The following is a 15,005-nucleotide window of genomic DNA, read 5'->3' as shown; positions in this document are numbered from 1 at the left end:
TTTATTTTACTGCCTTTTTATATGCTTCTTGTCCGCCAACAATTGGTAAAGTTATTTTTGTAGCATTAGTGTCTACAGTTAGTTCTGTTCCAGGTTTTGGTAAAATAGTAAATTGGTTATCACTAGAAAAAATAACTAAGCCTATTTGCTGACCAGCTTTTATAATTTGGTCATCTGGTTGTAAATTAAACGTCATAGTATAAAATTTACCAGGCTTTAATGGCTTGCTTTTAGATATAGATTTGTGGTTTTGAGGATCTGCCCAACCGCGAGTAATAATATTGTCTGTAATAACAGTGCCTTCAGTTGTGTTCCAAGGTAAAGAAACTAAAGCAACAGATAAATTTGCAGCTGGTTTACTACTTGCAAGTTTTATGGTAATAGATGCTATACCAGATATGTGAATGTCCTCTGTTAACGTAGGGGTAGTAAACACCAATCTGTTTTTTGATGATGTAGCTTGCGCCAATTCTTCCATAGATATGTTGTGGTCATCAACTAAGGTTTCTGGAGCTTGCTTTTTTGTAGGTTTTAAAACTAATTTTCCTTGTGTAGGAGCTCCATTTTTTAAATATAAAGTAACGTTAAATGCATTAGGGTTTGGGTATGCATCATAAGGAGTTGGGTTATTTGGACTATCATTTTCACGAACAATCCACGCTTTTTTATCGTTCTCAACACCATTTTTTACTCCGTGTAAATAACGAGTAAACCAACGGTTCATAATTTTAATAGGTGGCGGACCTCCGTGTCCGTTTTGGTGGTAATATATTTGTGTTGGTAATCCTTTTTCTTTAGCAGCTTTGTAAATACGGTAGCTATGTTCAGGCATAACATTCCAGTCGTTAAAGCCGTGAGACATTAATAAAGCTGCTTTCATAGGTCCCATTTTGTTAAGGTAATCACGTCCTGCCCAAAATTCATTGTAATCTCCGGTCTCCCTGTCTAAACCGTTTTTTAGCTCGGTATCTCTAATAGTTTTATTGTTATAAGCACGTTTGGCAGGGTCTCCACTGTGTATAAAATCATATAAAACATCTATATCTTCACCTAAATAACCTCCAGGACTCCTAACCAAACCGTTAGAGCGGTAGTAGTGGTATGATGATGTATTTGGAGCAATAGGTATAATAGCTTCTAAACCATCTACACCAGTAGTGGCAGCTGCTAGTGGAATTGTACCGTTGTATGATGTTCCCGTCATACCTACTTTTCCAGTAGACCAAAATGCTTTTACTTCTTCATTGTTATCAGGAGAGGTGTATCCTTTAGCGCGTCCGCAAAGCCAATCTATAACAGCTTTTGGAGCAAGAGCTTCGTTTGGACCACCAACTGTAGGCGCACCTTGAGAGAATCCTGTTCCTGGAGCAGATGTATGTACTACAATGTATCCTCTAGGAACCCATTTTTTTATATGTGAGTTAGATATTATTGGGCGTTTGCCTTTACGTACTACCTCTGGGTGAGAACGTTCTGGAGCTTTTTTACCAAGTTCATGCTTTACATTCCAAAATAAACCTTCTTCAGCGCCAGTAGCTGTGCCAGCGTAATACGGACTAGAACATAAGATAATAGGAAGTTTTAGGTCTTCCGTTTCAGTTTGCTCTGGTCTTGTAACACTAACATGCATACGGTCTAATTTGCCGTCGCCATCAGTATCAAAAGTAGTTTCTACAAATAGATAATGACGTATCCATTTATCAGGATTATTAAAACCTTCTACAATTTGTGCTTCACCATCTTTAAAAACAGGAGTAGTTTTTTGGGTTTGTGCAATACCAACAATCGATATTAAAAAAAATAAAAAATTAAAAATATTGCGTACGCTAGGTTGTCTTTTATTCATAATAAATATTTTGCATTACAAGTGTTTAACAATCACTTAAAAATACACCAACAGCTAAACCACCTGTAGATGTTTCTTTGTATTTAGAGTTCATATCTTTTGCAGTTTCCCACATTGTATTAATTACTTTATCTATAGGTACTTTTACATTTGCAGGATCTGTGTCTAAGGCAAGTTCTGCAGCGTTAATTGCTTTTATGGCTCCCATAGAGGTACGTTCTATACAAGGTACCTGTACCAAACCACCTATAGGGTCACAAGTTAAGCCTAAGTGGTGTTCCATGGCTATTTCTGCAGCCATTAAAACTTGTTCTGGTGTACCGCCTAGTAATTCTGTTAGTGCACCAGCTGCCATTGCAGATGACACGCCAATTTCTGCTTGGCAACCACCCATAGCTGCAGATATTGTAGCTCCTTTTTTAAATAAACTACCAATTTCTCCGGCTACCAATAAAAACTTTTTTATGTGACTAAAATTTGCATTATGGTTTTCAATAACCATATAATACATTAAAACGGCTGGTATTACACCTGCACTACCATTAGTAGGTGCGGTAACTACTCTTCCTAAAGAGGCATTAACCTCGTTAACACTTAGTGCAAAACAGCTAACCCATTTAAGTATTTGTCTAAACTTAACTTCAGTTTTACGTATAGTTTGCAACCATTCTTCAGGAGAGTTGTAACTAAGGTCTCCTTTTAGTTTTTCATGCATATCAAAAGCACGTCTACGAACATTTAAACCACCAGGTAAAGTACCTTGTGTGTGGCAGCCAATATGCATACACTCTAGCATAGTATCCCAAACAGCTTTTAAGTCGGTATCTACTTGTTCTGGTGTACGTAAAGATAGTTCGTTCTCTAAAACTATGTCAGAGATAGATTTATTACCCTTATTACAGTGTTCTAAAAGAGCAACTCCAGAATTTATAGGATGCGGAAAAGTTTTAAATACTTGTATATTTTCTTTGGCGTGTATTCTTTCTTCTTTAACAACAAAACCGCCACCAATAGAATAAAAAGTATCCTCGTAAATGGTACCGTTGTCTAAAGTGGCAGAAAACTTAATACCGTTTGCATGAAATGGCAAAGAAGTTTTTAAAAACACAATATGCTCTGTAGTATTATATGTAATGGCATATTTACCAAGTAATAATAATTGGTTATTTTTTTTTATGGTGTCTATAATAATACCAATATTTTGTACTTGCATAGTTACAGGATCTTCACCAGAGAGTCCTAACATAACTGCAAGGTCTGTGGCGTGCCCTTTACCAGTTAAAGATAATGAGCCATACAATTCTGTATGTATAGTTTTTACACTATTTATAGGGTGCTTCTCTTGTAATTCCTGCAAAAATCGCTCTGCAGCTCTCCAAGGTCCTAGAGTGTGTGAGCTAGATGGCCCCACACCAATTTTAAGCATATCAAAAACACTGATACATTCCATTTACGAAAACGTTTTATTACTGTGGACAAATATACATTTTGGAATCATATATTATACCTTTTTATAGTTTTTGTTTGTTTACAGTTATAATGTGGTCTTTGGTTAAATATACTTAGAATTTTAAAAAAATAGAAGTAGCACTGCCACCTTGTCATATTTTGTTTGCTTGGCATATTGTTTGTCTATCTAAAAGCAAAATATAAATATAAACGCTAATTTATTTAAGTAATATAATATGAGTAAAATTATTGGTATAGATTTAGGTACAACCAATTCTTGTGTTTCTGTAATGGAAGGGAATGAAGCGGTTGTTATTCCAAATGCAGAAGGGAAAAGAACAACACCATCTGTAATTGCATTTGTAGAAGGTGGAGAAATTAAGGTTGGTGACCCTGCTAAAAGACAAGCGGTTACAAATCCTAATAAAACCATATATTCTATAAAACGTTTTATGGGGAACAAATACTCTGAGTCTAGCAAAGAAGCAGATAGAGTACCTTATAAAGTGGTAAAAGGAGATAACGATACGCCTAGAGTTGATATAGACGGACGTTTATACTCTCCACAAGAGTTGTCTGCAATGATTCTTCAAAAAATGAAGAAAACTGCAGAAGATTATTTAGGACAAGATGTTTCTAGAGCTGTAATTACAGTTCCTGCATATTTTAATGATGCGCAAAGACAAGCTACTAAAGAAGCTGGTGAAATTGCTGGTTTAACAGTAGAGCGTATTATTAACGAGCCAACTGCTGCTTCTTTAGCATACGGTATGGACAAAAAAGATACTGACCAAAAAATAGTAGTTTTTGATTTTGGTGGTGGTACACATGATGTATCTATATTAGAATTAGGAGATGGTGTTTTTGAAGTATTATCTACAGACGGAGATACGCACTTAGGTGGTGATGATGTTGATCAAAAAATTATAGATTGGTTAGCTGATGAATTCAAGAGTGAAGAAAGCATAGATTTACGTCAAGATGCAATGGCTTTACAACGTTTACGTGAAGCTGCTGAAAAAGCTAAAATTGAATTGTCTTCTTCTGCACAAACAGAAATTAACTTACCATACGTAACTGCTACAGCTTCTGGGCCAAAGCACTTAGTACGTACATTAACTTTAGCTAAATTTAATCAGTTAATTGATGATTTAGTAAAAAGAACAATAGCACCTTGTGAGTCTGCTTTAAAATCTGCAGGTTTATCTAAGAGTGATATTGATGAGATAATTTTAGTTGGTGGTTCTACACGTATCCCAGCAGTACAAGAAGCAGTAGAAAAATTCTTTGGTAAAAAACCATCAAAAGGTGTTAACCCAGATGAGGTTGTTGCAGTAGGAGCAGCTATACAAGGTGGTGTTTTAACTGGTGATGTTAAAGATGTATTATTATTAGATGTTACACCATTATCTTTAGGTATTGAAACTATGGGTAGTGTAATGACTAAGTTAATTGAGGCTAACACTACAATACCAACTAAAAAATCGCAGGTATTCTCTACAGCAGCAGATAATCAGCCATCTGTAGAAATACACGTTTTACAAGGAGAGCGTCCAATGGCTAATGACAACAAAACAATTGGTCGTTTTCATTTAGATGGTATTCCACCAGCACAAAGAGGTGTTCCGCAAATTGAGGTAACTTTTGATATTGATGCAAACGGTATTATAAAAGTATCTGCAACAGATAAAGCTACAGGTAAATCTCAAGACATTAGAATTGAAGCTTCTTCTGGTTTAACTGAAGAAGAAATCAAAAAAATGAAAGCTGAAGCTGAAGCTAATGCAGAAGCAGATAAAAAAGCTAAAGAAACTGCAGATAAGTTAAATGAAGCAGATGGAATGATTTTTCAAACAGAAAAGCAATTAAAAGAGTTTGGAGATAAAATATCTGATGCTAATAAAAAACCAGTAGAAGAAGCTTTAGAAGAGTTAAAGAAAGCTTATGAAACAAAAGACTTAGCAGTTATTGCTCCTGCTTTAGATAAAATTAATGAAGCTTGGAAAGGTGCTTCTGAGGAAATGTACAAAGCTCAAGCAGAAGCTCAGGGTGGTGCAGCTCCAGGACCAGATGCAGCTGCAGGTGCAGAAGCAAAAGAAGGAGATGATGTAGAAGATGTTGATTTTGAAGAAGTAAAATAACATTTTTTATAACTATATTAAAACCCACTAAATTAATTTTTAGTGGGTTTTTTAGTACATATAACTACAATTTTTACGTTGCATTTTATTTTTTATGAGTAATAAATAACCTAATTTTGGAGTATGACTTTAACCATGCGAAACCTATACTTACTAACTATTCTTATGCTGCCATTTTTAACAATGGCACAAGAACTGCGTATTTTTACTAAAGCAGATTTTAACTTAATTGGTAATGTTAAAAAAAGTACTGTAATTACAAATTACGGTAAAGAAGAGTTTTACTTTAATAAAGATGGGAAATTAACAAAATCTATAACTCGCTATACAGATAAAGATTATAGTATAACTTACTACAAATACAAAAACAATCAAATATTAGAAAAACGATTAGAAAACTATAGAGATGGTGCCTTTGATAAAAGTACATCTATAGCGCATATTTTTTCTATTGATACTACAGGTAATAAACATATAACAGAAAAAATACTTACATACAGTAAAAAGTTTTTAGACCAATATGAGTATGAGTTTGATGAGCAGGGTAAATTAAAGGTTATTAAACGTATTAATAATGAAGAGGTAGATGAAACAACTATAACTTATACAACTACTGATACAGAAAAAGAACAAACATTTTACTTAAACGGAAAAATACAAAAGTCCATACGCGAGTCTTACAAAACAAATGCAAAAAAAGAGAAATTAAAAATAACTTTAACGAAACAGTTTTTAGATGGCAAACCTTTAAAGGCAGAAGAAGTAGTTACTAAAGAAGATGGAACAATAGTTTATAAAGATTATTTTGTTGCAGACGCTACAGGAAATAAGTTTATGTTAGATAAAAAGGAAATATATACTTATAAAAATGATATCAAAGTTGTAGATAAAATAACCGTTAAAAAAGAAAAAACTACTTATGATATAACCTATATGCATCAATTTGATGGGGATAAAGGAAATTGGATAAAACAAGTTATATCACCAGATAACACCTATACTACACGTAAAATAGAATATTACCCAGAAGAAGAAATACCTGCTGAAGAGAAAACTGTTAAGCAATAATTTTTATGTATTAAAAAACTGTTGCTTTATTATTGCCCATTCTTCTTTTAATATACCGTAGCAGCAGGAGTTTCTTTTAATGTTATTTTTAGTAATAACATTTTGTCTTAATATACCTTCTAAGGATGCTCCAAGTTTTTCTACGGCTTTTCTAGATTTAATGTTTCTTTCATCTATACGAAATTCAACTTTGTTAAAATTTAAATTTTCAAAAGCATAGGTAAGCATAAGGTATTTCATTTTGTGGTTTAATCCGGTACCTTGAGTATTAGGAGAAATCCACGTCCAACCTATATGTAAAACTTTATTTTTATCATCTATATTACCAAATCGGGTAGAACCTACGTAAGCAGATGTTCTCATATCAAATACAGCAAAAGGAATACTGTTTTTGTCTTCTATTGCTGTATGTATATAATTAGTTAGTTTTTTTAGTGTAGATATGTCATTAGAACCATATTTGTATACATCAATTTGTTGTGCAATTGGCCATAACAGATCTATATGTTTTTCTTTTAAAGGAATTAGTTGTACAACGTTATCCTTTAAATTGTCTACATTGTGTATCATTCTACTAAAGAGTTTATTATTTCCTTTTTAACCTCATGTGCACCTTTAAAGGTTATAAAATTGGTGTTTGGGTCTATAATGTTTTTAATTCTTATTTTTTCTGCTTTCTTTCGGTCTTCATCAAAAAAGGCATCTTCATCACCAACTATATAAGTTGTTTTGGTTTTATTGTTGTTTAAATATGTAAAGTCTGTTTTAGAGAGTTCATTAGGCACAGTGCCAGCATATAAAACAATGTGGCTGCATTCAATTTTTTCTTGAGCTAGCCATCTTGTTACCACAGATACCCCTTGGGAATATCCTAAAACAATAAAATTGCAATGTTCAGGAATATTTTCTGCAAGGTATACTTTGTTTAAATAGGCAATAACGTTTTTAGTTTCTGTAACTGTATTTTCTCTAGTAAGCCAACTAGCTCCAATATGAGTATACTTATTATTTAAATAGTATTTTGAAGGAGCTTGTGGAGCAATTATATAATTTTCTTTACTACTAAGTTCGTTAAAATAGCGTAAAAAATATCTGCTTAAATAGCCTATGCCGTGGCATACAAGCCAAATGTTTTTAGTGTCTTTGGTTAGGGAGTTAAGTGTAGCATAAGAGTTGGTGGTTGTGTATGTTACTTCTTTTTCTGTAGGCTGCATAAAACAGTAGTTTCAAATGTGTAAAAAAATCAAAATTTAAAGTTATAGCTTTTGTTGTATTTGGATTGATTATTTTTACAAAAAAATATGAGATGAACGAATTTCAAGAAAAAATACTACGTATTTGTAATGAAAACTCTAAAAATACGCTAATGGAAACATTAGATATAGAGTATGTAGAAGTAGGAGAGAATTTTTTAGTTGCAAAAATGCCAGTAACACCAAAGGTATACCAACCAGACGGAATTTTACACGGAGGAGCAACAGCAGCATTAGCAGAGAGTGTTGGTAGTGCAGCGTCTTATATTTTTTTAGACGGACAAGAATATTTTGTACGCGGATTAGAAATTACCGCAAACCACGTTAAGAGTGTTAAAGATGGTAATGTGTATGCTAAAGCCAGCATTATGCATAAAGGAAGAACTACGCAGCTTTGGCAAATTAGAATTACTAATGATGCTGGAGAGTTGGTGTCTTTATGTAAACTAACAACTATTTCTTTACCAAGAAAAAAGTAATTTAATGAATCAATTTTTTGATCAACTACAAGAGCAACTTAATGCACAAAAACCTTTTGTAGTGTACAGAAAACCTAATGAAGATGTAGTTGCTGCTGTGTTGCAAGAAGATGCTGTTTTACACTACGTAAAAGATTATCAGGAGTCTGGCTTTGTATTTGCTCCTTTTGATAGTAATTCTGCATCAATTTTAATTCCAAATAAAACTATAATAACAACAAATTATAGTGCAGAAGAACAAACAAAATCTACTGCAGATGCTAGTACTGTTAATACATCAATCCAAACAGAAAAAGAGGCACATATAGCACTTGTAAAAAATGGTGTTAGTGCTATTTCTAAAGGGCTGTTAACAAAGGTTGTTTTATCACGTAGTATAGAAAAAATAACCCAAAAGGAACCTTTAGCATTATTTAAGGAGTTGTTGGCTACTTACAAAACCGCTTTTTGTTATTTGTGGTACCACCCTAAAGTAGGGATGTGGTTGGGGGCTACACCAGAAGTATTGCTAAAAACTACAAACCAACGTATAGAGACTTCTTCATTGGCAGGTACACAAGTTTACAAAGAAGGCGAGGAGCCTGTTTGGGGAGAAAAAGAGTATAATGAGCAAGATGTAGTTACGCAGTTTATTAAAAATGAGCTAGCAGATAAGGTTGTTAATTTAAAGGCAGGTAGTGTAGCATCTGTAAGAGCAGGTAAACTTTGGCACTTGCGCACAAAAATAACGGGAGTAATGCATAACAATTTAAAAGAGATTTTAACAGCACTACACCCAACACCAGCTACTTGTGGATTTCCAAAACTTGCTGCAAAGGAGTTTATACTAGCACATGAAAATTACAACAGAAGTTTTTATACAGGCTTTTTGGGAGAACTAAATTTTAGTAAAGAGCAGTTTAGGGCTAAAACTAAAAGAAATATAGAAAATAGAGCTTATACAGCCATAACAAAAGTTAGTAACTTATATGTTAATCTACGCTGCGCAGAGTTAACCCAAGATGTAGTAAAAGTATATGTGGGTGGCGGTATAACCATTGGGTCTAACCCAGAAAAAGAATGGGAAGAAACTGTAGCCAAAAGTGGTACTATGTTGCGTATTATTTTAAAATAATTGGGTAAACAACGGTTTACGCAGTACTTTTGCACTAGTTATTTACTAATAAATATTCTTATAATTTGAGATACTCTAGCATACCTACTGCCCAATCCGTAATATTACACTGTAAGGCAAAAGGGGTAAAAGATATAGTAATATCACCAGGTTCTAGAAACGCACCATTAACCATTGGTTTTACAGAAGACCCATATTTTAAATGTTATAGCGTAGTTGATGAACGTTGTGCTGCATTTTTTGCATTAGGTATTGCACAAAATACAGGTAAAATAGTTGCCGTTGTATGTACATCTGGTAGTGCTATGTTAAACTACTACCCAGCAGTTGCAGAGGCTTTTTATAGTGATATTCCTTTATTGGTTATTTCTGCAGACAGGCCAAGTTACAGAATAGATATTGGAGACGGACAAACTATTAGACAAGAAAACGTTTTTAAAAACCATATAGGCTACCAAGCTAATTTAAAACAAGATGTCTCTCATGCAACAACTACTATACAAAAATTTGGAGAACAACTTTTATCTGCAAAAAAAACAGTAGAAGAGCAGCAAAAAGACATTAATACATTTAATAGCGCAGAGCTACAAAATGCAATAGACTATGCTGTAAATGAGTATGCGCCAGTACATATTAATGTACCTTTAGAAGAGCCGTTATACAATACAGAAGAATATAGTTGTGTATACCCAACGGTTAAAGAAGAGGAGGAGACTATACCAGAAAGTTGCTCTAAATTAGATCATTTTGCTTCTATTTGGAATACGTCTACCAGAAAAATGATTTTAGTAGGAGTTAATAAGCCTAATGTTGTAGAACAGCAATTTTTAGATGAGGTTGCAGAAGATGAATCTGTTATTGTTTTTACAGAGACAACATCTAACATACATCACTCTACTTTTTTTAATAGTATAGATAGCATTTTAGCACCTATTGAAAAATCTGAAAACAAAGAAGAATTATTTACAGCCTTAAAGCCAGATATTTTACTAACCTTTGGAGGTTTAATAGTATCAAAAAAAATAAAACATTTTTTACGTACGTACAAGCCAAAACACCACTGGCATATAGATGGTAAAAAAGCATACAATACATTTTATAGCTTATCTCATCATTTTAAAGTAGATACAAATACTTTTTTTAATGCTTTTTTAGATAAAACAAAATTTGTAGATAGTACATACTACGCTAAATGGTCTAAGGTTAAATTAAATTATGAAGAAAAAAGAGAAGCATATTTAAAAACTATTCCGTTTTCAGATATGTTGGCTTTTTCTCAAATACTACCAAGTATCCCAGATGGTTACCAAGTACACTTGTCTAACAGTTCTACGGTAAGGTATGCACAGTTATTTCCCTTAAAAAATACTTTAAAAGTGTATTGTAATCGCGGAACCAGTGGTATAGATGGTAGTACTTCTACAGCAGTGGGTGCATCAATATATAATAAAAAGCCAACCCTTTTAGTTACAGGAGATTTAAGTTTTTTATATGATAGTAATGCACTTTGGAACAACTATGTAAAACCAAATTTTAGGATAATAGTAATAAATAACAGTGGAGGTGGTATTTTTAGAATTTTACCAGGACAAGAAGAAACCGAAAACTATAAAACCTATTTTGAAACGGCACACAATTTAGAAATAGAAAACTTGTGTAATATGTATAATGTTGATTATAAGTTGGCTAATGATGAAAATACATTAAACCAACATTTAGAAGATTTTTATAAAGAATCTGACAAGGCAATTTTATTGGAGGTAAAAACCCCTAGAATTATAAACAATAAAATTTTGCTTAGTTATTTTGATTTTATATCTTAGAAGCATTATTAACATTAACTATACAAAAGAATATTAAAATTATGAGCCAAAGAGATGATTTAATTGCAAAGTACGCTGCCGATTTAAAAGATAAATTTGGAGAAACGGCAGATATGGATTTATTAACAAAGGTTACTATTGGATTAGGTCCTTCTATTTATAATAAAGACTCTTCTAAAGTATCTGGTTCTGATGAGAAAGAATTAGAAACAGTTAAGAAAAACTTCTTAATGAAAAAATTAGGAATGAGTGATGACCCAAAATTAATGGAGGGTATTAAAACTGTTATGGACAAATACGGATCATCTAACAAAAATAAGCATAGAGCTGTAGTTTATTATAAATTAGCTCAGCACTTTAAAAAGGAGTCTGTTTACGATAAATAGAATTTTAAAGAATTATGTAAAAGAGGCTACCTTAAACAAGGTAGCCTCTTTTTTTTACTGTACTTTTGCAAGCATACAATAGTTAAAATGGAATTAGGAAAATATAACACTTTAGAAATATTAAGAGACACCAGTGTTGGGTTGTTTTTAGGAGATACAGATGGTAATGATGTTTTATTGCCAAATAAGTATGTGCCAGAGAATTTTGAAATAGGTGATATGCTTACTGTATTTTGCTATTTAGATTATGATGAAAGACCTATTGCTACAACCTTAAAACCCTATATTATACGTAACGATTTTCATTTGTTACGTGTAGCTGAGGTTAATAATTTTGGTGCGTTTATGGAATGGGGTTTAGAAAAACATTTGTTAGTGCCTTTTAGAGAACAACGTACAAAAATGGTAGACGGCCAATGGTATATTGTTTATTGTTATTTAGATGAACAAACAGATAGGTTGGTAGCATCTAACAAATTAGATAAGTTTTTATCTAATGAAGAGTTAACCGTAGATAATAATGATGAGGTTAATATTTTGTTTACTCGAAAAACAGACCTTGGTTGGGAGGTAATAATTAACAACTTACATAAAGGATTAGTTTACGCTAATGAGGTTTTTAAAGATATTGCCATTGGAGATAAACAAATAGGGTATATAAAAAATATTAGACCAGATAATAAAATTGATGTTTCATTACAGCCATTAGGTCATTTAATTTTAGAACCAGTAGCTAATGCTATTTACGAAAAATTAAAAGAAAATGGAGGCTTTTTAGGTTTACATGATAAATCTGATCCAGAAGATATTAAAAGAGAGTTAGAGCTAAGTAAAAAAGCATTTAAAAAAGGAATAGGAACATTATACAGAGAACGAAAAATAGAAATTAAATCAGACGGAATATATTTGAGTTAAATAATTAGCGTTATTTTGTAAAATAAAACCTACAGCGCTATTTTTGTTATATAAATTAAGTTATTCATTATTTTATTTTAGTGTAAAAAACGTTAAATTGCATATACCATAACTATAAGCAAACATTAACCAACCTGTAAATTAAGAATATGCCATTTATAGAAGAAGTAGATTTATTAGAACTACACAAGGATATAGATAAGGCTCAATTAATGAACGAGCGTTTATTAGATCAAATAAAATATAAAAACAAAGAGTTAAAACGAAAAAAAAGGCAGCGTAATGTGCTGGGTGTAATAGCAGCTGTTTTTTTCTTAGGAACATTAGTTTTCACCTCTTTTTCTGCCGGCTTATCTACAAGGGCAAGAGCTTTTAACTCTGCAGAAAATAATAATATACTAGTATCTATAGACAGTTTAGACGTAATTAAATCACGTATTAATAACTTAAAAGAGCAAAACGAAGAACTTAATTTTGTAAACGACTTTTACTTAGCACGTAACATTTTAGAGAAAAAAGTAATATACTCTGTACAAGTTAAAACGTTTGTAGATAATAATGTAACCTTAGTATCTAACTCATTAGCAAACACGTTATTTGTAAAAAATAACCCTTTTTATACATATTCTATTGGAAATTTTGAGACTATTGAAGAAGCTAGAACTTTTAGGTTACAGCTTGTAAAAATGGGTTTTGAAGATGCCTTTGTTGCTTCATATAAAAATGGCAAAAGATTAAAAATAGAGAATCCTAATTAAAATGAAATTAAAAGCTTGGGTAAATGCAGCCAGGTTAAGAACCTTACCTTTATCTATATCCGGAATTATTGTAGGCTATGCTTTGGCTAGCTTATATGGTTTTAACAACAGTACAATTTTTATACTAGCACTTTTAACTACAGTAGCACTGCAAGTAACGTCTAACTTTGCTAATGATTATGGAGATGGTGTAAAAGGTACAGATAATGATGACAGAATTGGTCCAAAACGTGCTTTGCAAAGTGGTATATTAACCCGTAAAGAACTTAAAAAAGGAATTATAGTAGCTATTGTATTATGCTTGCTGCTAATAGCAGGTTTAATATTTACAGCATTTACAGCAGATAGTATTATATACATAGCATTGTTTTTTATACTTGGTTTTTGTGCTGTTTGGGCATCAATAAAATACACTGTAGGTAAATCTGCTTACGGCTACAGAGGTTTAGGAGATGTTTTTGTATTTATCTTTTTTGGCTTAGTAAGTGTATTAGGCGCAATGTTTTTACTAACAAAAACACTTTTTACAATGGCTTTTTTACCAGCTATTACAATAGGCTTGTTAAGTGTAGCTGTCTTAAATCTTAATAATTTAAGAGATATTATATCTGATAAAAACTCAGGAAAAAACACTATAGTTGTTAAAATGGGTTTTTTAAACGGAAAAAAGTACCATTATTCAATACTTATAACTAGTTTTATAAGTGTATTAATTTTTACAATATATAATTATACTAACGTACTAAATTTTATGTGGTTGTTAGCTTATATTCCTATAGCTAAACACTTTATAAAAGTATTAAAAATGAAGGATTCTTTAACAATGGACCCAGAACTAAAAGTAGTGGCTTTAAGTAGTTTTTTATTCGCTATTTTGTTTTATTTTAGTTTTAATAATTTTTTGTAAATTAGCATAGATTAAGTCCATAAAAAACCAACTGAATTGGAAAAACCCATTAAAATTTTAATTGTAGAAGATAACGTTATTATAGCAGATGATATGCAATCTATGCTAGAAGAAATTGGCTATGAAATAGTTGGTAATGTTATTGTTTACGAGCAAGCAGAAGAAGTATTAAGAACTACAGAAGTAGATTTGGTACTTATAGATATTATACTAGCGTCAGACAAAACAGGTATAGATTTAGGAAAGCATATTAGAGATAACTACAATATACCTTTTATTTTTGTTACATCTAACTCTGACAGAGCTACAGTAGAAAAAGCAAAAATTGTTAAGCCAAACGGTTATTTAGTTAAACCATTTGAGCAACAAGATTTATACACATCAATAGAAATTGCATTATCTAACTTTAACTACTTAGATAAACAAGGTTTAACAGAAGATGATGTAGAAAAACCAATGTCTAATTCGGTTTTAAAAGATTCTATTTTTGTTAAAAAACAACATTTATATTACAGAATAAACTTTACAGATATTCAGTTCATAAAGGCAGATAATGTTTACCTAGAGGTTAATACAGTAGATAAAAAGTTCTTGGTTAGATCTCCTTTAAAAGATTATTTAGAAAAATTACCTAAAGATAAGTTTTATAGAGCTCATAAATCATACATTGTAAATGTAGATCATATTGGAGCGGTAAATTCTAAAGATGTTATGATTAATGATAAATTAATTCCAATATCTAAAGAGTTTAAAGAATTTATTATTTCTTCTATGAATTCATAAAATAATACAGCAACTACAAACGTGTAAAGCCTTACTATAATTTAGTAAGGCTTTTTTTTATATCACATTGCAAAAAATAATAT

14 protein-coding genes are annotated in these 15,005 nt (G+C 31.8%); 10 read left to right on the top strand and 4 right to left on the bottom strand.

Annotation, left to right across the window (positions count from 1 at the left end):
- Nucleotide 1 precedes the first annotated feature (1 nt).
- Nucleotides 2-1,846, bottom strand: coding sequence for a Xaa-Pro dipeptidyl-peptidase (locus KLA_RS06595; protein WP_034644637.1), 1,845 nt, complete (start codon nucleotides 1,844-1,846; stop codon nucleotides 2-4).
- Between the two features lie 25 nt (nucleotides 1,847-1,871).
- Entirely contained in the window at nucleotides 1,872-3,296 is a 1,425-nt protein-coding gene (locus tag KLA_RS06590) for an L-serine ammonia-lyase (protein ID WP_034644636.1), read from the bottom strand.
- Between the two features lie 235 nt (nucleotides 3,297-3,531).
- Between KLA_RS06590 and dnaK the strand changes: the two genes are divergently transcribed.
- Nucleotides 3,532-5,436, top strand: coding sequence for a molecular chaperone DnaK (dnaK, locus tag KLA_RS06585; protein WP_013622240.1), 1,905 nt, complete (start codon nucleotides 3,532-3,534; stop codon nucleotides 5,434-5,436).
- A gap of 165 nt (nucleotides 5,437-5,601) precedes the next feature.
- The gene (locus KLA_RS06580; protein ID WP_051456052.1) at nucleotides 5,602-6,504 is read left to right on the top strand and encodes a hypothetical protein; all 903 of its coding nucleotides are present in this window, start codon (nucleotides 5,602-5,604) and stop codon (nucleotides 6,502-6,504) included.
- Between the two features lie 3 nt (nucleotides 6,505-6,507).
- Here KLA_RS06580 and KLA_RS06575 read toward each other — a convergent pair whose 3' ends face one another.
- Both KLA_RS06575 and KLA_RS06570 read right to left on the bottom strand, forming a co-directional pair.
- Nucleotides 6,508-7,074: a GNAT family N-acetyltransferase gene (locus KLA_RS06575; protein ID WP_034644635.1), complete on the bottom strand. Its 567-nt coding sequence runs from the start codon at nucleotides 7,072-7,074 to the stop codon at nucleotides 6,508-6,510.
- On the bottom strand, nucleotides 7,071-7,718 hold the full coding sequence (locus KLA_RS06570) for an alpha/beta hydrolase (RefSeq protein WP_034644634.1): 648 nt from the start codon (nucleotides 7,716-7,718) through the stop codon (nucleotides 7,071-7,073). Before KLA_RS06570 ends, KLA_RS06575 begins: the two co-directional genes overlap by 4 nt.
- 92 nt (nucleotides 7,719-7,810) lie before the next feature.
- Between KLA_RS06570 and KLA_RS06565 the strand changes: the two genes are divergently transcribed.
- From KLA_RS06565 to KLA_RS06530, 8 genes are all read left to right on the top strand, one after another.
- On the top strand, nucleotides 7,811-8,236 hold the full coding sequence (locus KLA_RS06565) for a PaaI family thioesterase (protein ID WP_013622244.1): 426 nt from the start codon (nucleotides 7,811-7,813) through the stop codon (nucleotides 8,234-8,236).
- Nucleotides 8,237-8,240: 4 nt separating this feature from the next.
- Nucleotides 8,241-9,350, top strand: coding sequence for a chorismate-binding protein (locus KLA_RS06560; protein WP_034644633.1), 1,110 nt, complete (start codon nucleotides 8,241-8,243; stop codon nucleotides 9,348-9,350).
- A gap of 65 nt (nucleotides 9,351-9,415) precedes the next feature.
- Nucleotides 9,416-11,173 carry a 2-succinyl-5-enolpyruvyl-6-hydroxy-3-cyclohexene-1-carboxylic-acid synthase gene (gene menD, locus KLA_RS06555; protein WP_034644632.1) on the top strand — a complete coding sequence of 586 codons (1,758 nt, stop codon included), beginning with the start codon at nucleotides 9,416-9,418 and terminating at the stop codon, nucleotides 11,171-11,173.
- Between the two features lie 41 nt (nucleotides 11,174-11,214).
- Nucleotides 11,215-11,559 carry a DUF2853 family protein gene (locus KLA_RS06550; RefSeq protein WP_013622247.1) on the top strand — a complete coding sequence of 115 codons (345 nt, stop codon included), beginning with the start codon at nucleotides 11,215-11,217 and terminating at the stop codon, nucleotides 11,557-11,559.
- A gap of 87 nt (nucleotides 11,560-11,646) precedes the next feature.
- On the top strand, nucleotides 11,647-12,474 hold the full coding sequence (locus tag KLA_RS06545) for a S1 RNA-binding domain-containing protein (RefSeq protein WP_013622248.1): 828 nt from the start codon (nucleotides 11,647-11,649) through the stop codon (nucleotides 12,472-12,474).
- Nucleotides 12,475-12,623: 149 nt separating this feature from the next.
- Nucleotides 12,624-13,232 (top strand): sporulation protein, encoded by a 609-nt coding sequence (locus tag KLA_RS06540; RefSeq protein WP_013622249.1) that lies wholly within the window; start codon nucleotides 12,624-12,626, stop codon nucleotides 13,230-13,232.
- A 1-nt stretch (nucleotide 13,233) separates the two neighbouring features.
- The gene (gene menA, locus KLA_RS06535) at nucleotides 13,234-14,139 is read left to right on the top strand and encodes a 1,4-dihydroxy-2-naphthoate octaprenyltransferase (RefSeq protein WP_034644631.1); all 906 of its coding nucleotides are present in this window, start codon (nucleotides 13,234-13,236) and stop codon (nucleotides 14,137-14,139) included.
- A 36-nt stretch (nucleotides 14,140-14,175) separates the two neighbouring features.
- Nucleotides 14,176-14,922, top strand: coding sequence for a LytR/AlgR family response regulator transcription factor (locus KLA_RS06530; RefSeq protein ID WP_013622251.1), 747 nt, complete (start codon nucleotides 14,176-14,178; stop codon nucleotides 14,920-14,922).
- Nucleotides 14,923-15,005 lie beyond the last annotated feature (83 nt).

Origin of the sequence: Cellulophaga geojensis KL-A (assembly GCF_000568425.1) — a bacterium.
GTDB lineage: Bacteria > Bacteroidota > Bacteroidia > Flavobacteriales > Flavobacteriaceae > Cellulophaga > Cellulophaga lytica.
Note: the sequence above shows the minus strand (reverse complement) of the source record. Positions and strands in the feature narration are given on the sequence as shown.

Coding starts and splice junctions, on each gene's coding strand:
- dnaK (WP_013622240.1), top strand. CDS start 3,532: ATGAGTAAAATTATTGGTATAGATTTAGGTACAACCAATTCTTGTGTT.
- KLA_RS06550 (WP_013622247.1), top strand. CDS start 11,215: ATGAGCCAAAGAGATGATTTAATTGCAAAGTACGCTGCCGATTTAAAA.
- KLA_RS06595 (WP_034644637.1), bottom strand. CDS start 1,846: ATGAATAAAAGACAACCTAGCGTACGCAATATTTTTAATTTTTTATTT.
- KLA_RS06545 (WP_013622248.1), top strand. CDS start 11,647: ATGGAATTAGGAAAATATAACACTTTAGAAATATTAAGAGACACCAGT.
- KLA_RS06560 (WP_034644633.1), top strand. CDS start 8,241: ATGAATCAATTTTTTGATCAACTACAAGAGCAACTTAATGCACAAAAA.
- KLA_RS06540 (WP_013622249.1), top strand. CDS start 12,624: ATGCCATTTATAGAAGAAGTAGATTTATTAGAACTACACAAGGATATA.
- menA (WP_034644631.1), top strand. CDS start 13,234: ATGAAATTAAAAGCTTGGGTAAATGCAGCCAGGTTAAGAACCTTACCT.
- KLA_RS06570 (WP_034644634.1), bottom strand. CDS start 7,718: ATGCAGCCTACAGAAAAAGAAGTAACATACACAACCACCAACTCTTAT.
- KLA_RS06565 (WP_013622244.1), top strand. CDS start 7,811: ATGAACGAATTTCAAGAAAAAATACTACGTATTTGTAATGAAAACTCT.
- KLA_RS06580 (WP_051456052.1), top strand. CDS start 5,602: ATGCTGCCATTTTTAACAATGGCACAAGAACTGCGTATTTTTACTAAA.
- KLA_RS06590 (WP_034644636.1), bottom strand. CDS start 3,296: ATGGAATGTATCAGTGTTTTTGATATGCTTAAAATTGGTGTGGGGCCA.
- KLA_RS06575 (WP_034644635.1), bottom strand. CDS start 7,074: ATGATACACAATGTAGACAATTTAAAGGATAACGTTGTACAACTAATT.